Source organism: Bradyrhizobium sp. AUGA SZCCT0160, assembly GCF_018130105.1.
In the GTDB taxonomy this organism is placed as follows: domain Bacteria; phylum Pseudomonadota; class Alphaproteobacteria; order Rhizobiales; family Xanthobacteraceae; genus Bradyrhizobium.
The window spans coordinates 136,348-159,573 of record NZ_JAFCMD010000014.1 but is presented as its reverse complement, the minus strand read 5'-3'; the positions used below and the strand labels follow the sequence as shown (position 1 = coordinate 159,573).

The following is a 23,226-nucleotide window of genomic DNA, read 5'->3' as shown; positions in this document are numbered from 1 at the left end:
TTCGCCATTCGCTACTCGCTATTCGCGAGTCTTACGCCTTGCCGGCTGAGTCCTTGCGGGTCTGGTTCACCTGCATCTTGGCGTAGGTCGCCATCAGGCCGCTCTCGTTCGACAGCGTCACCAGCTTGAAGCCCATGTTGATCGCGCGGACTGCGCCTTCTGCACCCGAGCAGTGGATGCCGGCGTGCAGACCGCGCTTGCCGCATTCCTTGATGATCTTCTCGTAGATCTTGAGGATTTCCGGCTCCTCGCGGTCGAGCTTCGGCACCAGGCCATAGGAGAAGCCGAGATCGGAGGGGCCGATATAGACGCCGTTGATGCCCTCGACATCGAGGATCGCTTCCATGTTCTCGACCGCGGTCTTGGTCTCCATCATCGGCAGCAGCACGATTTCGTCATTGGCGGTCTGCTGATAGGTGCCGGCGGAACCGTACATGCCGGAGCGGATCGGGCCGTTCGAACGCGTGCCCTTCGGCGGATACTTCGCATACTGAACCAGGTTCTTCGCTTCCTCCGGCGTGTTGATCATCGGGCAGATCACGCCATAGGCGCCGCCATCGAGCACCTTGCCGATGATGCCCGGCTCGTTCCAGGGAACGCGGACCATCGGCGTCACCGGGTGACCGTTCATCGCCTGGAAACACTGCACCATCGACAGGTAATCCTGCACACCGTGCTGCATATCCACGGTGACGCTGTCGAAGCCGCATTGCGCGATCACTTCGGCCGAAAACCCTGACGGGATGGCCAGCCAGGCGTTGACTACGGCCTTGCCCGAAGCCCAGACTTTCTTGACGTTGTTTGTAGTCATTGATCGCGTTTCCTTTTGTGATCGTTGCAATCGGTGGATTTCACTGAACAGCCTAGCTCACGGCCCGCTGGATACTGACCTCGCTGACACCGACCTCGCGGGCGGTATTGACGATCGCTGCCCAGGTATCGTCAGGCAGCGGCACACCATTCTTGGTGCGGTCGGCACGCATTTTCTTCTCGGGGTCGCCGGGGATCAGCACGGTATCAACGCCTGAGATCGGCTTGGTGGCCCGGATGAAGTCGACATAGCGCGAGATTTCGCCGTCGAAGAAATTGCTGGTGTCGACCACCTTGGGATCGACATAGATCGCGAGCATCCCGTTGGCGAATTGCCGGTCCGCCGAAGTAGCACCGGTGCCGGTCAATGCGCCGCCGAGCAATTCGCAGATGAACGCGAGCCCTGATCCCTTGTGCTCGCCGAACGCGCGGATCGCGCCGGTACCCTTGGTGTGATCGCGCGGGCCTTCCGCGCTGTGCGGCCCGTACAGCACCGCCGGATCTTCGCTTAGCGTGCCGTCGGCATCGACCAAAGCTCCCTTTGGCAATTTCTTGCCGCCGCGGCTTGCGACCAGCACCTTGCCTTCGGCGACGACCGAGGTCGCAAAATCGAGCACGATCGGATCCTGGCCCTTTCGCGGAATGCCGACGCAGTAAGGTGCGGTCGACAGCCGTTTCTCGACGCCGCCATAGGGCGCAACCAGCAGCGAGCCGGCCGCGTTGACGAAATGCACCGAGACCAGGCCTTCGGCCGCAGCCATCTCCGCCCAGTCACCGACGCGGCCGATATGGCCGGCGTTGCGCAGCGCGATCGCGGCCAGCCCCGCCTTCCTGCATTTCTCGATGCCGATCCGCACGGCTTGCGGCGTCACCGTCTGTCCGTAGCCGAACTTGCCGTCAATGACAGCGAGCGAAGGCGTATCGACCACAACTTCGGCGATCTGATCGGGAACCACCGAACCCTTTTGCTGCCAGCTGACGTAGAGCGGTACCCGGATCACGCCATGGCTGTCATGGCCGGTCAGATTGGCTGTGGTCAGATAGGTCGCGATACGCCTTGCTTCTTCAGGTGAGGATTTCGAGCGGGAAAAAACCTCGGCAACGAAATCGATCAAATTGCTGACTTGGATCGTGACCATGTCTGGAGTTCAGCCTGTTTTTCGTCTTTCGGTCCAGCCGCATCATCCCGCGACGAAACCGCTAGCTCCCGCGCCGGTTTTCACGACCAGCTTGGCTGCACTTTGAGCGAAAAATCGCGTGCGTGTCTATGGCCTCAGTCGCACTCCGGCAATGATTGCAATCATTTGCCGCCCGCTATGCGTGGCGCCGGTAGCATCATGCAAATTTGTGCTCACTCCTCGATCTCGCCGCCTTCCTCGCCTGCCACTTCCATGGCCACGAGGCTGCGTTCCAGCACGCCCAGCATCTCCTGCAATTCGGCAAGCTTGCGGGCACCATATCGGCTGGTGATTTCGGCGTAGATCGCTTCCGAGGTCGGCGCCACCGCCTCGATCAGTTTCAATCCCTTGGCCGATATCGACACCACGGCGCGGCGCAGATCGGCCTTGGCCGTACGGCGCTCGATCAACTGCCGCGCCTCGAGGTCGCGCAGGATGCGCGACAGGCTTGGTCCCAGCAGAAACGCGACGCGCGCCAGTTCGGTGACTTCAATGGCATCCACGGTCGTGAGCGCGCGCAGGATCCGCCATTGCTGTTCGGTGAGGCCGTGATTGCGCAAGGACGGGCGGAACTGTCGCATCACGGCCTCGCGGGCGCGCAGCAGCGACATCGGCAACGAACGCGAGAAGTCGCGCATCGGCGCGCGACGGCCGGTCTCTGCCACTTCTGTGCTGGATCCTGTCTCCGATTTCTTCCGTGCCATCGCCAATCGTCCGCCATCAGTAATGCTGATCAAAGGGAATAACGTTTTGCGGTGCAGCAAGCGTGGATTCGGTTTGATCAATATCACTTAACATGTTAATCATCTGCCGGCACCCTCTTTTTGCTGAGAGCATATGGCCCTTTCCAACGACCAGATTCGCGCCGCCGCCGAGCGGCTGGACCATGCGGAAAAGACCCGCACGCAGATCCGGCAGATTTCGCTCGAACATCCCGGCATTTCAATCGCAGATGCCTACGCGATCCAGAAGGCGTGGGTCGACATGAAGATCGCGCAGGGCCGCATTGTCAAAGGCCACAAGATCGGCCTGACCTCGAAGGCGATGCAGAGCGCGCTCAATATCAACGAGCCGGATTCCGGCATCCTGCTCGACGACATGTTCTTTGCCGACGGTGGTCTTGTGCCATCGGACCGCTTCATCGCCACCCGCGTCGAGGCCGAACTGGCATTCGTGATGAAGACCCGGCTTTCCGGCCCTGACTGCACCATGTTCGATGTACTCAACGCCACCGATTTCGTGGTGCCGGCGCTGGAAATTCTCGATACCCGCGTCGAGCGGGTCGATCCGCAAACCAAGGCAACGCGAAAAATCTTCGACACCATCGCCGATAACGCCGCCAATGCCGGCATCGTGCTCGGCGGCCGGCCGATCCGCCCGATGGACGTCGACCTGCGCTGGATCGGCGCGCTATGCTTTCGCAACGGCCAGCTGGAAGAGACCGGGCTGGCCGCCGGGGTGCTCAATCATCCCGCCACCTCAGTGGCCTGGCTTGCCAACAAGATCGCGCCGAATGGCCTGGCCCTGGAAGCGGGGCAAGTGGTGCTGGCGGGATCGTTCATTCGCCCGATCGAAACCCGCAAAGGCGACACGATCCAGGCCGACTATGGTCCCTACGGCTCGGTGAGCTGCTACTTCGCTTGATGCTTTCGCGGGAAACGCTGGAGTTAAGGACATGCCGCATTTCACGATCGAATATTCAGCCAACCTCGACGGACGCGTCGATATGGGTGCTGTCGTGGAACTGGTACGCAAGGCCGCGGTTGAAACCGGTATCTTCCCGCTCGGCGGCATCCGTGTCCGGGCGATCAAATGCGAGCACTATGCCATCGCTGACAACAGACTCGATTACGGCTTCCTCGACATGGTGCTGCGGCTCGGCGAAGGCCGCGATCTCGCCACCCGAAAGAAGGCCGGCGAGCACATTTTCAAGGCCCTCTCGACCCATCTCGATCCGGTATTCACCGAGACAAAGTTCGCATTGTCGTTCGATATGCAGATCAACGACAAGGACACCAGCTGGAAGCGCAACAACATCCACGAAGCCTTGAAGGTGGAGACGGTCAATGGATAAGGCGACACCGAAGGACGTATTCCAGGCCAACCGCGACCGCGCGGCTCCCCTGCTCGCCAAGCTGAAGGACGAGGGCATCGGGCACATGATCGACGGCAAGGTGGTACCGTCGATTTCAGGACAGACGTTCGAGACCAAATCGCCGGTCGATGGCGCGGTGCTGGCCTCCGTCGCGCGCGGCAAGCCTGATGATATCGACCGCGCCGCCACGGCGGCGTCGCAGGCGTTCAAATCCTGGCGCGATATGCCGGCGACGACGCGCAAGAAGCTGCTGCATCGGGTGGCCGATGCCATCGAAGACCGCGCCGACGATATCGCCGTGCTCGAATGCATCGATACCGGCCAGGCCCATCGCTTCATGGCCAAGGCGGCGATCCGCGCCGCGGAGAATTTCCGCTTCTTTGCCGACAGATGCGCTGAAGCCCGCGACGGGCTCAGCACGCCGAGCGAGGAGCACTGGAACCTCTCGACCAGGGTGCCGATCGGTCCGGTCGGCGTCATCACGCCGTGGAACACGCCGTTCATGCTGTCGACCTGGAAAATCGCGCCGGCGCTCGCCGCCGGCTGCACTGTCGTGCACAAGCCTGCCGAGTGGTCGCCGGTGACGGCTGACCTCCTGGCAAAACTGGTAAAACAGGCCGGCGTGCCCGGCGGCGTGCTCAACACCGTACACGGCATCGGCGAAGAGGCCGGCAAGGCGCTGACCGAACATCCCGCGATCAAGGCGATCGGGTTCGTCGGCGAGAGTTCGACGGGTTCGGCGATCATGGCGCAGGGCGCGCCGACCTTGAAGCGCGTGCATTTCGAGCTCGGCGGCAAGAACCCCGTGATCGTGTTCGACGACGCTGATCTGGACCGTGCGCTCGATGCGGTGGTCTTCATGATCTACTCGCTCAACGGCGAGCGCTGCACCTCGTCGAGCCGGCTGCTGGTCCAGCAGGGCATCGCCGAAAGATTCATCGAAAAGCTGACGGCGCGGGTCAAGGCGCTGAAGGTCGGCCATCCCCTCGATCCCGTCACAGAAATCGGCCCGCTGATCCACGAGCGGCATCTTGCAAAAGTCTGCAGCTATTTCGACGTCGCACAGAAGGATGGCGCGACCATTGCGGTCGGCGGCAAGCCGCATGACGGCCCCGGCGGCGGGCATTATGTCCAACCGACGCTGGTCACCGGTGCGCACGCCAAAATGCGTGTCGCGCAGGAAGAAGTGTTCGGTCCGTTCCTGACCGTCATTCCGTTCAAGGATGAAAAGGACGCGATCGAGATCGCCAATGGCGTGCAGTACGGCCTCACCGGCTACGTCTGGACCGGCGACATGGGCCGGGCGCTACGCGTCGCGGACGCGCTGGAAGCCGGCATGATCTGGCTCAACTCCGAAAACGTCCGTCATCTGCCGACGCCGTTCGGCGGCATGAAATCGTCCGGCATCGGCCGCGACGGCGGCGATTACTCGTTCGACTTCTACATGGAAACCAAACACGTCTCGCTGGCGCGCGGGACGCACAAGATACAGCGTTTAGGCACGACCTCATCCTGAGGAGCGCGCGCAAGCGCACGTCTCGAAGGATCGGTTACGGGCCTCATGGTTCGAGACGGCGCAAGAGCGCCTCCTCACCATGAGGAGAAGCAACACCGCGAAACTGGGAAAGTGACATGCCGGTACCTACACACATCTTCGATCCGCCGTTCAACATCATCCGCTCCAGCCACGCCGTGCTCGACGTGACGGATTTGAACGCCTCTAGCGACTTCTACGAAAAGACCGTCGGCCTCCATGTCGAGGACCGCGACGACAAGGCGGTCTATCTGCGCGGCGCCGAGGAGCATCAGCACCACTCGCTGGTGCTGCGCAAGGCGCAAGCCGCGGCCTGCAACCGGCTCGGCTTCAAGGTCGGCAATGACGGCGATCTCGACAAGGCTGCCAGCTTCTTCTCCGAGAACGGCATCACCTATGCCTTCGCCGAGCAGCCGTTCCAGGGCCGCACGTTGCACTTCACCGATCCCTTCGGCTTTCAGATCGAACTCTACGCGACGATGGAGAAGCGCCCTCATCTGCTGCGGCGCTACGACCTCTACAAGGGCTGTCATCCGCAGCGGCTCGATCACTTCAACATCTTTGCAGCCGAGGTGCAGGGCACCGTCGACTTCTACGCGCGGCTCGGTTTCCGCCTGACCGAATATGGCGAGGAGGACGGGCCGAACGGGCGCATCGCGGCGGCCTGGATGCACCGCAAGGGCAATGTGCACGATTTTGCCATCACCAACGGCAAGGGCCCTCGCCTGCACCATTTCGCTTATTGGGTGCCGACGGCGATGAACGTGCTGCATCTCTGCGACGTGATGGCTTCCAGCGGCTTCCTCAAAAATATCGAGCGCGGTCCCGGCCGCCACGGCATTTCGAACGCCTTCTTCCTCTACATCCGCGACCCCGACGGCCATCGCCTCGAACTCTACACCAGCGATTATTTTACCGGCGATCATGACCACGAGCCGCTGCGCTGGTCGCTGAAAGATCCGCGCCGGCAAACGCTGTGGGGCGCACCGGCGCCGCGCTCCTGGTTCGAGCAGGGCTCGCCGTTCACGGGCCAGGCGGTGCGCGAACCGGCGTTCGTCGCCGACGTCACGATTGCGGATTAGGATCCCAGATGACCTCACCTCGCCTCGCCACCTACTCCATCAACGGCGCCACCAGATATGGCGCCGTCACCGATGCCGGCATCGTCGATCTCTCCGCCCGCTTCGGACAGGAATATCCGACGCTGCGCGAAGCCGTCGCCGCCGGCGCGCTGATGAAATTGGCCGAGGACGCCGCAAAGCGCTCGCCGGATCATGCGCTCGACGCCATCACGTGGCAGCCGCCGATTCCGGCGCCGGAAAAGATCATCTGCATCGGCGTGAACTATCCGGACCGCAACGCCGAGTACAAGGACGGCCAGGACGCGCCGAAGTTTCCCAGCATGTTCATGCGCACGCCGCGCTCCTTTGTCGGCCACAACGCGCCGCTGATCCGCCCGCGCGCGTCAGCGCAGCTCGATTACGAGGGCGAACTGGTGCTGGTGATCGGCAAGGCCGGCCGCCATATCAGGGAGAGCGACGCGCTGGATCACGTCGCCGCGGTCACGCTCTGCAATGAAGGCACCATCCGGGACTGGGTGCGGCATGCCAAGTTCAACGTCACGCAGGGCAAGAATTTTGATTCCACCGGCAGTCTTGGCCCATGGCTGGTTCCCTACACCAGTGAAGCACAAATTGCGGACGTCCGCCTGACCACAAAGGTCAATGGCGAGACGCGGCAGGACGACCGCACCTCGCGGCTGATCTTCGGTTTCCGCTACCTCCTCAACTACATCTCGACCTTCACCACGCTGGTCCCCGGTGACGTCATCGTGACGGGAACACCGACGGGCGCCGGCGCACGGTTCGATCCGCCCCGCTACCTGAAGCCGGGCGACGTGATCGAAGTCGAAGCCGAAGGCGTCGGCATCTTGCGCAACGGCGTCGCCGACGAAACCTGATCACCCTGCAATGGTGGAACAGTGACATGACTTCAACATCCGGCGGCGAAGCGATCGTCAACGGCCTCGTCGCGCACGGCGTCGATACCGTGTTCGGCCTGCCCGGCGCGCAGGTCTACGGGCTGTTCGACGCCTTCCATCAGGCACAGCTGAAAGTGATCGGCGCGCGACACGAGCAGGCCTGCGGCTATATGGCCTTTGGCTATGCGCGCGCCAGCGGACGGCCCGGCGTGTTCAGCGTGGTCCCCGGCCCCGGCGTGCTCAACGCCAGTGCGGCGCTGCTGACGGCATTCGGCTGCAACGAGCCGGTGCTGTGCCTGACTGGCCAGGTGCCGACGGCGTTTCTCGGCAAGGGCCGCGGCCATTTGCACGAGATGCCGGACCAGCTCGCAACATTGCGCACTTTTGTGAAATGGGCCGATAGAATCGAATATCCCGACGACGCGCCGGCAAAAGTATCGCGCGCGTTCCAGGAAATGTCGTCGGGACGGCGCGGCCCCGTCTCATTGGAAATGCCGTGGGACGTGTTCACGCAGCGTGCGCAGGTCGGCGGTTCAGAGCCGTTCGATCCCTTCCCGGCGCCGCAGCCTGATCCTGATCGTATCAAAGCGGCCGCGGCGCTGGTCTCCGGCAGCAAGCGGCCGATGATCTTTGTCGGCAGCGGCGCGATCGACGCGCGCGAGGAAATTCTCGAACTTGCCGAAATGATCGACGCGCCCGTGGTGGCGTTCCGCAGCGGCCGCGGCATCGTCTCCAACGCGCACGAACTAGGGCTGACGATGGCGGCGGCCTACAAGCTGTGGCCGCAGACCGATTTGATGATCGGAATCGGGACGCGCATGGAATTGCCGGCATCGGGCTTTCGGTGGCCGTTCCAGCCGGTCGGCCTGAAGTCCATTCGTATCGATATCGATCCGTCGGAAATGCGGCGGCTGACGCCGGACGCCGCCGTGGTCGCCGATGCCAGGGCCGGCACCGCCGATCTGGTCGCCGCCGTGAAAAAGGCCGGCTACAGCAGGACCAGCGGCAGGCGTTCCGCGATCCGGGAAGCCACCGCCGTCGCGCATCAGGAGATCCAGAAGGTCCAGCCGCAGATGGCCTATCTGAACATCCTGCGCGAGGTGCTGCCGGCGAACGCCATCGTCACCGACGAACTCTCGCAGGTCGGCTTCGCCTCCTGGTACGGTTTTCCGATCTATGAGCCGCGCACCTTCATTACCTCGGGCTATCAGGGCACGCTCGGCTCGGGCTTCCCGACCGCGCTCGGCGCCAAGGTCGCGCATCCGGACCGGCCAGTGGTCGCGATCACGGGCGACGGCGGCTTCATGTTCGGCGTGCAGGAGCTGTCGACCGCCGTGCAGTTCAAGATCGGCGTGGTGACGTTGGTCTTCAACAACAACGCCTACGGCAATGTGCGGCGCGACCAGCGCGAGCGTTTCGACGGCCGCGTGGTGGCGTCCGATCTCGTCAATCCGGATTTCGTCAAGCTCGCGGAATCCTTCGGCGTCGGTGCCGCGCGCGTCACCTCGCCCGATCACTTTCGTCCGGCGCTGGAAAAGGCGCTGGCCGATGGCGGGCCCTATGTGATTTCGGTGGAAGTGCCGACCGACTCCGAGGTCAGCCCGTGGAAGTTCATCCATCCGGCGATGCCGTAACTAAGCTCCCCGCGCCATCGCGCCGCGCTGTACCCGCGAAGCTGCGATCACCAACAGGCCCGCACCCGCGACCGCCCAGCAGGCCACCGGCGCCCAGTGCAACAGCGGCGCGTATTCCGGCAGCTTTTGCAGGCCGCCGGCGACCGCTGCCATCCGCGCAAAGGTCGCCAGCGCCAGCGCTGAAAACATCAGCCCGATCACCTTGCCCTCGGCGCCGGTGTCCCCGATCGCCAGCGCCGCCGATACCGCGCTCATCAGCATGCAACCCCACGCCGCGCCCGCCACAAACTGCGCGACGATCAGGATGTTGAGACTGCTCGACAATTCTGCGGCGAGCACTGCCAGCGCGCCCAACAGGCCGGCGGCACCCATCACGATCAGCCCGCCGCGGTGCTTGACCACGACACTCGCCGGAAACATCGCGATGTTGAAGCCGATCCAGAACACCGGCAGCAGCCACTGCAACTGATCTTGCGTCGTGAAGCGCAGGAAGAACGACGCACTGTTGAGGCTGAAGTGCAGTTGATAGCCGAGCGACAGGATCACCATCGACGCGATGAAGAACATCGGGATCGTGCTGAGCGCTTTGGGTGGGACTGCCTTCTCGCTCGGGGCGGGCGCTTGTGCCACAGCGTCGCGCTCGACCTTCGACAGCGCCAATGTGGTGAGCAGCAGGACGACGCCCGAGATCAGGAACGGCAGCCGCGGATCATGGTTGCGCAGCACCGTTCCAAGATAGGGCGAGATCGCGCCGGCCAGGCCGTAACCCAGCATCGCCAGCGCCGCCAGCAACGGCACCTGTGACCGTGCGCGGTGCTTGCCGAGCAGCGTCAGCGGGGGTGCCCGCAATGCCGAGGAGGTCACGACCCAGATCACGATCAGCACGATGAGCCAGACTTGCGCGCCCGGACCCGTACCGGCCACGAACGGCAACGCCACGAACGCCGCGCAAGAGATCGCGGTCAGGATGCCGACGAAGACACCGAGCCGGCCGATAAAGGGTGCGATCTTGTCGGCTGCAATTCCCATCGCGGTGTCGGTGATGGTGAAGATCGCCTGATCGAGCATCAGGATGAAGATCACCATGCCGGGTGCGATCCCGACCTGGGCTGCAAGCTTCGGCAGGTAGATGACGTAGGTGGTCCAGCCCAGCGTGAAGATCAGTTGCAGCACGGCCAGGTAGATGCCGGTGCCGCTGGCGCCCGCGCGGCTGTCGGCTTTTGCCTCAGTCGTGGTCATATTTCGCTCCCCGCCCGACGGAGAGCATAGACCAGACGAAACTTCGATGGGAAGTCCTTCCCTCTCTTCCTTCTCCCCTTGTGGGAGAAGGTGGCGCGAAGCGCCGGATGAGGGGTCTCTATCGTCATCGCGAAATCCTGCCGTGAGGAAGCAACCCCTCACCCGTCTTCGCTTCGCGAAGCCACCCTCTCCCACAAGGGGAGAGGGGAAGAGACCATCAGCGCGCTTTTCGAAAAGTCAGATTGATGCGCTGGCGGCCCATGGCGGCGTGTTCACCGTCGGCCAGCGGGGCCACGCCGTGAAAGAACAGCCGCGACGGCCCGCCCCAGACCACGACGTCGCCATGCACCAGCCGAAACCGGGCCGGCTTGTCGCTGCGTTTTGATCCCCCGAACAGGAAGATCGCGGGTATCCCAAGCGACACCGAGACGATCGGCGCGACAAAATCCTGCTCGTCCCTGTCCTGATGCAGCGACATCCGGGCGCCTGGCTTGTAGCGGTTGATCAGGCAGGCATCGGGTGAAAAGTGTTCGAAGCCGCCCTCGGTCGCCGCTTCGGCGGCCAGTCCGCGAAACACCGCGGGCATCGCCGGCCACGGCTGGCCGGACTCGGGATCGACACCGTCATAGCGATAGCCGGTGCGATCGGTGACCCAGCCGGCATTGCCGCAATTGGTCATCGCCACCGACATCTGATGGCCGCCCGGCGTCGACATATGACGAAACGGCGCCTGCGCCACGATCCCGCGCAGCGCCGGAATCAGATCGGCTTCAAAGCGCAGCGCGAAGCCGCGCAGCAGCACGGCGCCGTCGGCCATCGCTTCTCGCGACGGCGGCACATCGGCGATGGCGTCGAACAAATCTGCAGTCAATGCGCTTCGCACTCACATGGCGGTGAATTACTTGGCGTCGTGAAAGATCACGCCGACGGTATGACGGTGGCCGGACCGGATCTGGCTGACGCCATGGCGCAGATTAACGCGATAGAACCCGCGCGTCCCCTGCACCGGGCGGTGATGCACAGCAAATGCCACCGCGTCGCCTTGTGTGAGCGGCACCACCTCGGGCCGCGACTGCATCCGCGGCCGCTGCTCGGTCAGCACGAATTCACCACCGGTGAAATCGCGCCCCGGTTCCGAGAGCAGGATCGCGACCTGCAGCGGGAACACATGCTCGCCATAGAGATCCTGATGCAGGCAATTGTAGTCGCCGGGCCCATATTGCAGCAGCAGCGGCGTCGGCCGAATTTGCCCCGCGTCATGGCAGCGCTTCAGGAATGCCTGATGCGCCAGGGGATAGCGGATATCGATCCCCATCGTCTGGTTCCAGCGATTGGCAATACCGCACAGCCGCGCATACAGCGCCGGGCGCAGTTCCGCGATCAGGTCGGGCAGTGGATAGGAAAAATACTTGTATTCGCCGCGCCCAAAACCGTGACGCCCCATCACGATGCGGCTGCGGAACTTGCTGTCATCAGGATACAGCGCCGCGATCGCCCGGCATTCGTCCGGCGACAGCAATCCCTTCAGCACGGCGCAGCCCTGCCCGTCGAGATCGGCCGTGGCCTGCGTCCAGTCGATGGCATCGACGCGGGCGGCGATGTCGGGGGACGGACGGCGATCGGTGGTTTTTGCGGTGGCTTTCATGGCGGGCAGTTTCGCAAGACGGGTAGCGGTGTGCCACCCGATTTCCGTTAAGCGTCGTCCCGGCCTAGTGCGCAATTGCGCACGGGGGCCGGGACCCATAGCCACCGGCGGGAATGTTGCGAAAGGCCTCTGCCGTCGTGCCTTATCGACAGATCACGCGGTATGGGTCCCGGCTCAAGGCCGGGACGACAAATCAACCCAACACCGGCAGCGCAATCACATCATAGCCGTGACCGATCTTTCGCTTCAGCACGGGGTCTTCCAGTTCGAACTCGAAGCGATCAGCCGGGCGGATGCCGCCTTTGGCCGCGAAGGTGCCACCGAACATGGCGCAACCATCCGGCAGGCCTTTGCCGCCGAAGCCGCGCGCGATCAGGTCGTTCACCGGCAGCATGCCGTCGAGCGTGCCCTCCTGATAGAGCATCTTCTTGCCGTCGATGATGGCCCAGGAGCGCAGGATCATCTGGTCCCAGTGGCCGATGATCTCCTCCAGCTCCCACAGCGTGGATGCCATCGGCTTGTCGCACATCTGCTTGGAAACCGTGACGCTGTAGGCTTCCACCTTGCGATCGGTATGGTCGGAGCCGCAGCCGACAAGGATCCGCCCCTGCCAGCCGATCAGCACGAACTCGACCTCACCGCTGGAATCGCCGCCGCTGACTTCGATGCTGTCAGTGGTGGTGATCCGGCACGCGGAGACACGGTAGTAGATCGGCGTCGAGGCCGGCCGCGCGATTCCGATCGCTTCCAGTTCGGCAATGTGCTTGTCGCGCGCCACCGGATCGCGCCCGGTCCAGCCGGCAATCACGGCTTGATCGATTGCCAGCGTCAGCGGCGTCGGCGCGCCGCCCTTGTCCTGAACGGTAAAGGTAAGATCAACCACGGATGACATTCTCCATTCCGGCCGCAAGTTCAAAGATGCAGCGATCTCTTCCGGCGGCGCCTGCGAGCATGAGCCCGACCGGCACCTCGCCTTCGCGGTGCGCGGGCAGCGAGATCGCGCAGCCGTCGAGCATGTTGATCAGCGTGCAATTGCGAAGCGCACGCAGGTTCTGCGTCGCGAACGCCTTGTCGTCGGCGAGGTCGGCGATCTTGGGCGGGGTATTGGCCGTGGTCGGCATGACCAGCGCGTCATAGGGCGCGATGCGCGCTTCGGTATGCGCAATGAACGATTTTCGCGCGCCGAGCAGATCGATGTAGTCGGCGGCGCTCATGCCTTCGCCGCGCAGGATGCGGACGTGCACGCGGGGATCGTAGACATCGCCTTTGCTCACGATCAAATAGCGGTGCCAGGCATAGCTTTCGGATGCTGCAAAGCCGCCCTTGGCGTTCATCGCGCCGACATCGAGGAATTCCGGCACTTCGATGCGTTCGACCAGCGCGCCCTGCCGCGACAGTGTCTCCAACGCGCGCTCAAAGGTCTTTGCGATTTCGTCATCGAGATCATCGAGCGCGACCGTGGTCGGCACCGCGAGCCGCATGCCCCTGACAGGCCGCGGCTGCAAGACCGGCAATTCGGGTTCATCGGCCAGCACGGCGTCCATCGTCGCGCAGCACTGCACCGTGCGCGCCAGCGGCCCAAAACTGTCGAGCGAGGACGACAGCGGTACGCCGCCGTCGAGCGGCACGCGGCGTTGCGTCGGCTTGAAGCCGACGATGCCGTTGAACGCCGCCGGAATCCGGCATGAGCCGCCGGTGTCGGTGCCGAGCGCGCCATGGGCCATGCCGTCGGCGACCGAGACCGCCGCGCCCGAAGACGAGCCGCCAGGCACGTGGCCGACGCCGCGGTTCCAGGTGCTTTTCGGCGTACCGTAATGCGGGTTGATGCCGATGCCGGAATAGGCGAACTCGGTCATGTTGGTGCGGCCGATCACGATGAAGCCGGCGCGGCGCAGCCGTGCCACCACGGGCGCATCGGCTCCTGCCGGCGTGCAGTCTTCCTCGAGCGCCCGCGAGCCGGCGCGGGTCACCTGCCCCTTGATGTCGAACAGATCCTTGATCGAGACCGGGATGCCGGCAAACGGCGACGGCACCGCATGGGCCTTGCGCAGCCGGTCCATCGCGTCGGCCGCACCAATGGCGCCTTCCTTGTCGACATGGATGAAGGCGCGCGACCCCTCACCCGAGGCGTCGGAGATTTTGGCGAGACATTCCTCGACCAGCTTGCGGGCGGAGGTCGCTCCGCTATCGAGATCGGCGGCGAGTGAGGCAAGTGTTGTTGTTGTGTTCGGCATGAGTTTCTCTCGCTGCTTCTCTTCGCTTTGCTACTTGTCATCTGATCCGGGCTCAATGTCGAGATCGAGCAGGGCCGAACTCAACGATTTGCCGTGGGCATCGAGCGCCAGCGAACGGGTGACGCCGCCGCCGAGCGCCTGCGTCATCACGAAATTCAAGGCCGACAGATTGGGCAGCTCGTAGCGAACCACTTCGCCCTCGACGACCCCGGCGAAATGCGCCTTCACCCGTTCGCTGGTGACCTGCTCGCGCAGCAGCGGATAATGCTTCGCGTCATAGGCGATGACGGAAATGTTCGAAATGTTGCCCTTGTCGCCGGTGCGGGAATGAGCGATCTCGCGCAGCTTCACCTTATGCCCCCACGAAACGAACTTGCGGCTTTGCCAGTTCGCGGGGCAACAGCACCGATGCCACCGCAACGACATCACGCGCCGATTTCCATGCGCCGCCACCGGCTGCCGGGCCGTTGGTATAGAGCGTTTCGACCTCGTTGCCGATCCTGACCGCCTCGCGCAGATTTTCCGTGCGCCCGGCGACCCGAACGCGCACTTCATAGGGCTCGTTCGCGCGGGTAGAGACTTCCGCGCCGTGCAGGGAATCGACGCCGACCAGTTCAAACCGCAGCTCGCTGGATACCACGCCGGTCAGTTTCAGCCGCTCGCGCACGATCTCCAGCGCGAGCCGGCCGCGCGCCAGCGCCCCGGGACCCGCATAGGAAATCTGCCCCTCGCCGATATAGCTGTCGACATAGCCGACCGAGACTTTCAGCGTGTCGGTTCGCCGGTGGCCGCGCCCGCCGCTGACGCGCACACGATCCGGTCCGATCTCTTCGACGATCACTTCCGAAAAATCCGCCACGACGTCCGGCTGGAAATACTGCCGGGGATCGTGCACCTCGTAGAGCAACTGCTCCTTGCAGGTCCGCGCCGTCACCGCGCCACCGGAACCCGCAACCTTGGTGATGACAACGCTGCCGTCCTCGCCGACTTCACCGATCGGAAAACCGAGCCGGGCGAGATCCGGAACATCCTTGTAACCGGGATCGGCAAAATAGCCGCCGGTGATCTGCCCCGCACATTCCAGCAGATGCCCCGCAACGGTGCCCTGCCCGAGCAAGTTCCAGTCGTCCATCGCCCAGCCGAACGCATGGATCATCGGCGCCAGGAACAGCGCCGGATCCGAAGCCCGCCCGGTGATGACGATATCTGCGCCTGATTTCAGCGCCTCTGCCATTGGCTCGGCGCCGAGATAGGCGTTCGCCGACAGCAAGCGGTTGCCGAGCTGCTTGATGGTGCCGTCGAATTCCATGATCGGCAGATCGCCGTCCTTGCAGGCGTCGAGCACGTCGTCACCGACGATGGCGGCGATCTTCAGCGCGGACAACCCAAGCGACTTCGCGATCTCGGCGGTCCGGCGCGCGGCGGCTTCCGGATTGGCGGCGCCCATATTGGTGACGATCTTGATACCTTTGGCGGCACACTGCGGCAGCACCGCGCGCATCCGCTCCTCGAGCAGCGGATCGTAGCCGCCGTCAAGGTTTTTCATGCGCGCCTGCTGCGCCAACGCTACCGTGCGCTCGCCGAGGCACTCGAACACCAGGTACTGGATGTCGCCCTTTTCGGCGAGTTCAATCGCGGGCTCGATGCGATCGCCCGAATAGCCGGCACCGGATCCTATTCGAATCGTTCGCACATCGCCTCCATCGTCACCGCGGACATTCCGTGCGGCGCAATCAGCAACACCCTAGCGCGGGAAATCACTGGCATACAAGCGCTGTCGGCTTGCGGGAATGCGGCCATGCGACGGCACGGCTGGACCGTTGACGCGGAATGGTCAAATGTCGCATCAAGATCGCAACATGCGGGCCGAAGCCCGCCTCGAGGAGGAATGCCTGATATGGCAGAGCCAGCGCGCGCTAAACCGAAGCCGACCCCGGAAACCCAGCATTTTTGGGACGGTACTGCGGCCGGCGAACTGCGCCTGCAGCGCTGCGACGCCTGCGCCAACGTCTATTTCCCGCCGCGCCCGTTCTGCCCGTCCTGCGCCTCGCGCAAGGTGAGCGTGTTCAAGGCGAGCGGCAAGGCCAGGCTTTACAGCTACGTCATCAACCATCGCCCCGCCGCACCCGGCTTCACGCCGCCTTACGCGATCGCCGTCGTCGAGCTCGACGAAGGACCGCGCATGATGAGCAACATCCTCGATTGCCCGCAGACGCCGGAGGCGCTCGAACTCGACATGAAGCTCGAGGTCGCCTTCGAAAAACTCGACGACAAGATCACCCTTCCCCAGTTCCGTCCGGCGAAGGGTTAAGCATCATGCGCAGAAACCAGGTCGCCGTCGTCGGCGCTGCCGAGACCACCGAACTCGGCGTCATCCCCAACATGTCGCAGATCCAGCTGCACGCGGATGCGGCGCTCAACGCCATCGCCGATGCCGGGCTAAAGCTGTCCGACATCGACGGTATCGCCACGGCGGTGGAAACTCCGCAGCAGATCGCCCACTATCTCGGTATCAAGCCGACCTGGGTCGACGGCACCTCCGTCGGCGGCTGTTCGTTCATGCTGCATGTCCGCCACGCCGCGGCCGCGATCGAGGCAGGCCTCTGCAAGACCGTGCTGATCACGCACGCCGAGAGCGGCAAGTCGATGGTCGGAAAGCTGCCGCGCTCGACGCCGCCGGACAGCCTCAACGGCCAGTTCGAACAGCCGTTCGGCGTGTTCGGCCCGCCCAGCATGTTTCCGATACCCGTGCTGCGCTACATGAAGACTTACGGCATTACCCATGAGCAGATCGCCATGGTCGCGGTGGTGCAGCGCGAATGGGCCGCGAAGAATCCCCGCGCCACCATGAAGGCGCCGATCACCGTCGAGGACGTGCTGAACTCGAAGATGATCGCCTATCCGTTCCGCATCCTGCAGTGCTGCCTCGTCACCGACGGCGGCGGCGCGCTAATCCTCACGTCAGCCGACCGCGCCAAGGATTTCCCGAACAAGCCGGTCTATATCCTCGGCACCGGCGAGAGCGTGGAAACGCCGATGGTCAGCCAGATGGAGACTTTCAACTCCTCGCGCGCCTTCACGACCGCGGGACCGCTCGCCTTCAAGGAGGCCGGCATCGCCCACAAGGACGTCGATCATCTGATGATCTACGACGCCTTTGCGCATCTGCCGCTGTTCGGTCTCGGCGATCTCGGCTTCATGCCGCACGAAGAAACCGGCAAGTTCATCGCCGAGGGCAATACGCGCCCCGGCGGCAAGCTGCCGCTCAACACCAATGGCGGGGGCCTGAGCTACATGCATTCGGGCATGTACGGCATGTACGCGCTGCAGGAGAGCGTCCGGCAAATGCGCGGCATCGCGCCGGCCCAGGTCAAGGACGCCAGGATATCGGTGTGCCACGGCGTCGGCGGCATGTTCGCGGCGTCAGGCACGATCATCTTTACGAACGAGAAGTGACGATGAGCCGACCTTCCCTGCTCCCTCGCCCCGCCCTTGCGGGGAGAGGGTCGGGGTGAGGGGCTCCCTCGGCAAAGTCGGACTCGCGGAGAGTCCCCCTCACCCGGATTGCTTCGCAATCCGACCTCTCCCCGCAAGCGGGGCGAGGTAAGAACAAACAGCATCGGAGAACCACCATGACCAAATCACTGCAGGACAAAGTCATCATCGTTACCGGCGCGGGGCGCGGCATCGGCAGGGAGATCGCCCTGCTCTGCGCCGCCGAGGGTGCAAAGGTCGTAGTCAACGATCCCGGCGTTGCCGCCGACGGCGCGGGCAACAGCGCAGCTCCCGCAGAGGAAGTGGTGGAAGAGATCAAGAAGCGCGGCGGCACCGCGGTCGCCAATTTCGAGTCGGTGGCGGACGCGATCCCCGCGAGCAAGATCGTGAAGACGGCGACCGATCATTTCGGCCGGCTTGACGGTGTCGTCAACAATGCCGGCATCCTGCGCGACATGATCTTCCATAAAATGAGCGTCGAAGCCTTTGAATCCGTCATCAAGGTGCACCTGATGGGCTCGTTCTATGTCAGCCACGCCGCGGCACGGCTGTTCCGCGAACAGGAGAGCGGCTCCTTCGTGCACTTCACCTCGACCTCTGGGCTGATCGGCAATTTCGGCCAGGCCAATTACGCCGCCGCCAAGCTCGGCATCGTCGGCCTGTCGAAGTCGATTGCGCTCGACATGGGCCGCTTCAACGTCCGCTCGAACTGCGTCTCGCCGTTCGCCTGGACCCGCATGATCGGCACCATCCCGACCGAGACCGATGCCGAGAAGGCGCGCGTCGAGAAGATCAAGCAAATGGGCCCGGAGAAGATCGCGCCGGTCTGCGCGCATCTCCTCTCGGACGATGCCAAGGACGTGACCGGGCAGATTTTTGGCGTGCGCATGAACGAGATCTTCCTGTTCGGCCAGCATCGTCCGGTGCGCTCGGTTCACCGCAGCGAAGGCTGGACGCCGCAGACCATCGCCGAGCACGGCATGCCGGCGCTGAAGGGATCGTTCTCCAAGCTCGACCGTTCCGCGGACGTTTTCACCTGGGATCCGATCTGAGCCGCGACAAGAGGGTGGGCAAAGACGCTTTGCCCACCCTCCAAAGCTGGCCCGGCTCCGGCATAAGGACGCTACTTCCGCTTCATCCCCAGGTTGTCCGAGCGAAATTCGCCTGCTTTATGCCCAATTGCGGGAACATGATTTCCTTCCAACGAAAAACTGGGAGGAAAAAATGACAACTCCGCTACCCCACGTACCTCACTCCCCTGACGCCAGGACGAACGGACTGGATCGCCGCGCGCTCTTGCGCGGTGCAACCGTGCTGGCCACCACGGCCGTAACCATGACAGCGGCCTCCGCGGCAAGCGTAGCCCCCTTAGGCCAAACGGGCGTCCCAACCCCGTCAACCGGCCCGCTGCCCCTGGGTCCGCTACCCGGGGCCCGCTATCCGGATGCCCGCCTTGAGTCGATGAAAAAGAAGGGGGTCTCGTTCGGGCCTACCGGTTTCCCGGCCTTTGCCGGCACCATGGCCGTCGAGCGCGTCGCAACCGGCTTCCGCTGGGCCGAGGGGCCGGTTTACTTCCCGGCCGGCCGCTACGTGCTGTTCTCCGACATTCCCAACAACCGCATCATGCGCTTCTCGGAGGATGACGGTCACGTCAGCGTCTACCGCCAACCATCGATGAATTCGAACGGCAACACCATCGATCGGGAAGGACGCCTGATCACCTGCGAACATAGCGGCCGGCGGGTCACCCGGACCGAACTCGACGGCTCGATCACCATCATCGCCGACAAGTACAATGGCAAGAAGCTGAACTCGCCGAACGACGCGGTCGTCGCGGCCGATGGTTCGATCTGGTTCTGCGATCCGGCCTACGGCATCGGCGGCTTCTATGAGGGCATCAAGGCCGATGCCGAGCAGGACAAGAAGAACGTCTACCGGGTCGATCCGAAATCCGGCGACATCAAGATGGTCGTCGACGATTTCGTGCAGCCGAACGGCCTTTGCTTCTCGCCCGACGAGAAGAAGCTCTATATCTGCGATACCGGCTTCACCGACGGGCCGGACAACCCGTCGCATATCCGCGTGTTCGATGTGGATCTCGCGGGCGGAAAACTCTCGAACAGCAAGGTGTTTGCGGACATGCCCAAGCCCAGCATTACCGACGGGCTGCGCTGTGACACCGCCGGGCGTCTTTGGTGCTCCGTGGGTTGGGGCGATCCGAACGAGGACGGCGTGCGCTGCTACATGCCTGACGGCGATCTGCTCGGCAAGATCCACATCCCGGAGACGGTTGCAAACTTGTGCTTCGGCGGCATGCAGCGTAACCGGCTCTACATCTGCGGCTCGTCATCGCTCTACGCCGTCTACACCAGTGCGCAAGGCGCCATGAAGCCGTAAATCACCGCAGTCATTCCGGGGCGACGCGAAGCGTCGAACCCGGAATCTCGAGGTTCCGGGTTCGCGCTTGCGCGCGCCCCGGAACGACGGTGATCGAACTCCCTACCCGCTATTCCTCAACCCCGCCGAAATCCCGTTGATGGTGATCTGAATGCCGCGAAGTACCTGCTCGTCGGGGTTTTGCGCGCGGTGCTCCTTCAGCAATTCCACCTGCACGTGGTTCAGTGGGTCGAGATAGGGAAAGCGGTTGCGGATCGAGCGTTCGAGCAGCGGGTTACTCTGCAGCAAACGGTCCTGTTGCATGATCTTCAGCAGCAGATCGATGCAGCTATGCCATTCTTCGCGGATGCGGCTGAAAATCTTCTCGCGCAGCGCCACGTCGGGCACCAGTTCGGCGTAGCGGGAGGCGATCGCGATCGAGCTCTTGGCCAGCACCATGTCCATATTCGACAGCAACATCCGAAAGAACGGCCATTCGCGATAGAGCTCCTGCAGGAAGGGCATGCCCTGCTCGGGATGCTCTGCGATCCAGGTCTCGACCGCGCTGGCAAAGCCGTACCAGCCCGGCAGCATCAGGCGACATTGCGCCCAGCTGAACACCCAGGGGATGGCGCGCAAATCCTCGATCTCGCGGGTTTTCTTGCGTGAGGCCGGACGGCTGCCAATGTTGAGCGTGGCAATCTCGTTGATGACGGTGGAGCCCCAGAAGTAGTCGGCGAAGCCCTCGGTCTCATAGACCAGCCCGCGATAGGCCCTGAAGGCCAGCGCGGACAATTCCTCCATCGCCTTCAGATATTCGGCGCGCGGCGCGCTGTGCTTCGGCTGCAGCAGGCTCGCCTCCAGCGTCGCCGCCGTCAGAATTTCCAGATTATTGCGGCCGACCTCGGCGTTGGAATATTTGCTGGAGATGATCTCGCCCTGCTCGGTGATGCGGATCTGGCCGTTCACCGCGCCGCCGGGCTGCGCGATGATCGCGTCATAGCTCGGCCCGCCACCGCGGCCGACCGATCCGCCGCGGCCGTGGAACAGCCGCAGCCGGACGTGGTGGCGTTCGAACACCTCGATCAGGCCGATTTCAGCCTTGTAGAGTTCCCAGCCCGAGGTGACGAAGCCGCCGTCCTTGTTGCTGTCGGAATAGCCGAGCATCACTTCCTGAATCGCTCCGCGACTGTCGACCAGTTTGCGGTAATCGTGCAGCGACAATATGCGGTCCATGACGCCGCTGGAGCCCTGAAGATCCTCGATGGTCTCGAACAGCGGCACGATGTTGATCGCGCAACGGCCCGAGGGGCGAACGAGGCCGGCTTCCTTCAGAAGCAGCGCGACCTCCAGCATGTCGGACACCCCCTTGCACATGGAGATGATGCACTGGGGGATAGCGGCGGAACCATAGCGGGCATGCGCCTCGGCGGCCGCATGGAACAGCGCGAGTTCGCCGATCGTTTCCTCGCTGTACTTCACAAAAGCCGACGTCAGCGGACGCGCATTGCCAAGCTCCTTGACGAGCAAGGCGATCCGCGCCTCCTCAGTCAATGCCAGATAGGACATGCCGGGCATCGCCGCGTCGATCAGCTCTGCAACGGTACGTTCGTGCACGGCCGAATTTTGCCTGATGTCGAGGCTCGCCAGGTGGAAACCGAAGCAATCCACGGCCCGGCGCAACAGGCGCAGCCGACCGCGCGCAATCACGCCGGAATTGTTCGAGATCAGCGAGCGATAGAGGATATCGAGATCGGCCTTGAATTCCGCGACATCGGCATAGGGCGCGGCCTCGCCGACCGCCGGACGTCTGGTCTCCACGTCCAGCCTTGTCGCGGTCGCGGTGAGGCGCGCGTAGATGCCGGATACCGCAAGACGATAGGGCTCGCCGCTTCGGTGCGGCGACTTATCCGGCGAACGCTCCGCAAGGACACGCAAATCCTTGGAAACATCGGCCAGATGCGCCGCCATCGACAGTTCGGCGCCGAGCAGATGCAATTCCTCCAGATAAAACCGCAGCACCCGGCTGGACTGCAATTTCAGCGTCCCGCGCACCACGTCGGCGGTCACGAACGGATTGCCGTCGCGATCGCCGCCGATCCAGCTTCCGATCTTGAGAAACGAAGCCAGTTCGCCCCTTGAGCTGTCGCCCTCGTTCAGCCGGTCCTCCAGCGCGCAATGCAGCCGCGGCACCTCATGCAGGAACGTGTAGTCGTAGAACGACAGGCCATTGGCGACCTCGTCGAGCACCGTGAGCTTGGTCCGGCGCAACAGGTTGGTCTTCCACAACGTCAGTACCGCGCGGCGCAATTGCTCGTCGCTCGCCTCGATCTCATCCGGCGTCAGTTGCACCCGCTCCTTGCGGTCGAGCAGCGCGGCGATTTCCATTTCGCGATCGATCGTGCTCTTGCGGCGGACTTCGGTGGGATGGGCCGTGAGGACCGGACTGACCTGGGCGCTTGCGAAAAACTTGCGCAGATCGGCGGCGCTGATTCCGACCGTGCGCGCGTGCGCCAGGGTCTGGGCCAGCATGTTGGCGCGCGGCGCCCCGCCGGGCTCGGTCCGCGCCCGCATCTGGCGGATGTTGTTCTGGTCCTCGGCAATGTTGGCCAGATGCGAAAAATAGCTGAAGGCGCGCACGATCCGCACCGTCTGGCTGATCGACATGCTGTCGAGGATCTGCTCGAGCTCGCGCCGCGCCGGCTTGTCGTCGTCGCGGTGGAACCGGATCGAGGTCTGCCGGATGCGCTCGACCAGGTCGAAGACGTCGGCGCCCTCCTGGTCACGCACGGTATCGCCGAGAATGCGCCCGAGCAGCCTGATATCGGTCCGCAACCGGGCGTCCTCCGCGTCTTCGACGCGATTGGCACGGACTTCGGGATCGGAAGGCACGGTCTGGGGTGACATGGCTTGCTACTCCAGAGGGCTTGCCCGGCAAGTTCTGGAGTGTGCAAGTTTTTTGCCGCAGTGCAAGATAAAGATGGAGGCGGTGCAAGCCCAACGAC

At 63.6% G+C, this 23,226-nt stretch carries 21 protein-coding genes; 10 read left to right on the top strand and 11 right to left on the bottom strand.

Annotation, left to right across the window (positions count from 1 at the left end):
• Positions 1-31 precede the first annotated feature (31 nt).
• The 3 genes from JQ558_RS22500 to hpaR all read right to left on the bottom strand — a co-directional run bounded on the left by JQ558_RS22500 (position 32) and on the right by hpaR (position 2,692).
• Complete coding sequence (locus JQ558_RS22500) at positions 32-811, bottom strand: HpcH/HpaI aldolase/citrate lyase family protein (RefSeq protein ID WP_212273623.1); 780 nt, start codon at positions 809-811, stop codon at positions 32-34.
• A gap of 52 nt (positions 812-863) precedes the next feature.
• Positions 864-1,949 carry a malate/lactate/ureidoglycolate dehydrogenase gene (locus JQ558_RS22495; protein ID WP_212295139.1) on the bottom strand — a complete coding sequence of 362 codons (1,086 nt, stop codon included), beginning with the start codon at positions 1,947-1,949 and terminating at the stop codon, positions 864-866.
• Positions 1,950-2,161: 212 nt separating this feature from the next.
• A complete protein-coding gene (gene hpaR / locus JQ558_RS22490) occupies positions 2,162-2,692 on the bottom strand; it encodes a homoprotocatechuate degradation operon regulator HpaR (RefSeq protein ID WP_212295137.1) in 531 nt (176 codons plus the stop codon).
• A 133-nt stretch (positions 2,693-2,825) separates the two neighbouring features.
• Between hpaR and hpaH the strand changes: the two genes are divergently transcribed.
• The 6 genes from hpaH (at position 2,826) to JQ558_RS22460 (ending at position 9,232) form a co-directional block, all read left to right on the top strand.
• Positions 2,826-3,632 carry a 2-oxo-hept-4-ene-1,7-dioate hydratase gene (gene hpaH, locus JQ558_RS22485; RefSeq protein WP_212295135.1) on the top strand — a complete coding sequence of 269 codons (807 nt, stop codon included), beginning with the start codon at positions 2,826-2,828 and terminating at the stop codon, positions 3,630-3,632.
• Positions 3,633-3,663: 31 nt separating this feature from the next.
• Positions 3,664-4,062, top strand: a complete 399-nt coding sequence (locus tag JQ558_RS22480) for a 5-carboxymethyl-2-hydroxymuconate Delta-isomerase (RefSeq protein WP_212295133.1) — start codon at positions 3,664-3,666, stop codon at positions 4,060-4,062.
• Complete coding sequence (gene hpaE / locus JQ558_RS22475) at positions 4,055-5,599, top strand: 5-carboxymethyl-2-hydroxymuconate semialdehyde dehydrogenase (RefSeq protein ID WP_212295131.1); 1,545 nt, start codon at positions 4,055-4,057, stop codon at positions 5,597-5,599. The genes JQ558_RS22480 and hpaE overlap by 8 nt, the downstream gene beginning before the upstream one ends.
• A gap of 116 nt (positions 5,600-5,715) precedes the next feature.
• Positions 5,716-6,699 carry a 3,4-dihydroxyphenylacetate 2,3-dioxygenase gene (gene hpaD / locus JQ558_RS22470; protein WP_212295130.1) on the top strand — a complete coding sequence of 328 codons (984 nt, stop codon included), beginning with the start codon at positions 5,716-5,718 and terminating at the stop codon, positions 6,697-6,699.
• Positions 6,700-6,707: 8 nt separating this feature from the next.
• On the top strand, positions 6,708-7,577 hold the full coding sequence (locus tag JQ558_RS22465; RefSeq protein WP_212295128.1) for a fumarylacetoacetate hydrolase family protein: 870 nt from the start codon (positions 6,708-6,710) through the stop codon (positions 7,575-7,577).
• 26 nt (positions 7,578-7,603) lie between these two features.
• Positions 7,604-9,232 carry a thiamine pyrophosphate-dependent enzyme gene (locus JQ558_RS22460; RefSeq protein ID WP_212295126.1) on the top strand — a complete coding sequence of 543 codons (1,629 nt, stop codon included), beginning with the start codon at positions 7,604-7,606 and terminating at the stop codon, positions 9,230-9,232.
• On the opposite strand, the gene JQ558_RS22455 is transcribed toward JQ558_RS22460, so the two are convergent.
• From JQ558_RS22455 to JQ558_RS22425, 7 genes are all read right to left on the bottom strand, one after another.
• Positions 9,233-10,471: an MFS transporter gene (locus JQ558_RS22455; RefSeq protein WP_212295124.1), complete on the bottom strand. Its 1,239-nt coding sequence runs from the start codon at positions 10,469-10,471 to the stop codon at positions 9,233-9,235. It lies immediately after the preceding gene.
• A 217-nt stretch (positions 10,472-10,688) separates the two neighbouring features.
• Complete coding sequence (gene alkB / locus JQ558_RS22450; RefSeq protein ID WP_212295123.1) at positions 10,689-11,342, bottom strand: DNA oxidative demethylase AlkB; 654 nt, start codon at positions 11,340-11,342, stop codon at positions 10,689-10,691.
• Between the two features lie 27 nt (positions 11,343-11,369).
• Complete coding sequence (locus JQ558_RS22445; protein ID WP_212295121.1) at positions 11,370-12,116, bottom strand: 2OG-Fe(II) oxygenase; 747 nt, start codon at positions 12,114-12,116, stop codon at positions 11,370-11,372.
• A gap of 193 nt (positions 12,117-12,309) precedes the next feature.
• The gene (locus tag JQ558_RS22440) at positions 12,310-12,999 is read right to left on the bottom strand and encodes a DUF2848 domain-containing protein (RefSeq protein WP_212295195.1); all 690 of its coding nucleotides are present in this window, start codon (positions 12,997-12,999) and stop codon (positions 12,310-12,312) included.
• Positions 12,992-14,350: an amidase gene (locus JQ558_RS22435; RefSeq protein WP_212295119.1), complete on the bottom strand. Its 1,359-nt coding sequence runs from the start codon at positions 14,348-14,350 to the stop codon at positions 12,992-12,994. The genes JQ558_RS22440 and JQ558_RS22435 overlap by 8 nt, the downstream gene beginning before the upstream one ends.
• Positions 14,351-14,380: 30 nt before the next feature.
• Positions 14,381-14,701, bottom strand: a complete 321-nt coding sequence (locus tag JQ558_RS22430; RefSeq protein WP_212273635.1) for a hypothetical protein — start codon at positions 14,699-14,701, stop codon at positions 14,381-14,383.
• A 1-nt stretch (position 14,702) separates the two neighbouring features.
• Entirely contained in the window at positions 14,703-16,043 is a 1,341-nt protein-coding gene (locus JQ558_RS22425) for an acyclic terpene utilization AtuA family protein (protein WP_212295118.1), read from the bottom strand.
• A 204-nt stretch (positions 16,044-16,247) separates the two neighbouring features.
• Here JQ558_RS22425 and JQ558_RS22420 point away from each other — a divergent pair, with 204 nt between their 5' ends.
• The 4 genes from JQ558_RS22420 to JQ558_RS22405 all read left to right on the top strand — a co-directional run bounded on the left by JQ558_RS22420 (position 16,248) and on the right by JQ558_RS22405 (position 20,242).
• Positions 16,248-16,661 (top strand): Zn-ribbon domain-containing OB-fold protein, encoded by a 414-nt coding sequence (locus JQ558_RS22420; protein WP_212295116.1) that lies wholly within the window; start codon positions 16,248-16,250, stop codon positions 16,659-16,661.
• A 5-nt stretch (positions 16,662-16,666) separates the two neighbouring features.
• Positions 16,667-17,806, top strand: a complete 1,140-nt coding sequence (locus tag JQ558_RS22415; protein WP_212295114.1) for a thiolase C-terminal domain-containing protein — start codon at positions 16,667-16,669, stop codon at positions 17,804-17,806.
• 176 nt (positions 17,807-17,982) lie between these two features.
• Positions 17,983-18,897 carry an SDR family oxidoreductase gene (locus JQ558_RS22410; RefSeq protein ID WP_212273638.1) on the top strand — a complete coding sequence of 305 codons (915 nt, stop codon included), beginning with the start codon at positions 17,983-17,985 and terminating at the stop codon, positions 18,895-18,897.
• A gap of 409 nt (positions 18,898-19,306) precedes the next feature.
• Positions 19,307-20,242, top strand: a complete 936-nt coding sequence (locus tag JQ558_RS22405) for an SMP-30/gluconolactonase/LRE family protein (protein ID WP_212205079.1) — start codon at positions 19,307-19,309, stop codon at positions 20,240-20,242.
• A 102-nt stretch (positions 20,243-20,344) separates the two neighbouring features.
• Here JQ558_RS22405 and ppc read toward each other — a convergent pair whose 3' ends face one another.
• Positions 20,345-23,128, bottom strand: coding sequence for a phosphoenolpyruvate carboxylase (ppc, locus tag JQ558_RS22400; RefSeq protein WP_212295112.1), 2,784 nt, complete (start codon positions 23,126-23,128; stop codon positions 20,345-20,347).
• Positions 23,129-23,226: the final 98 nt, after the last annotated feature.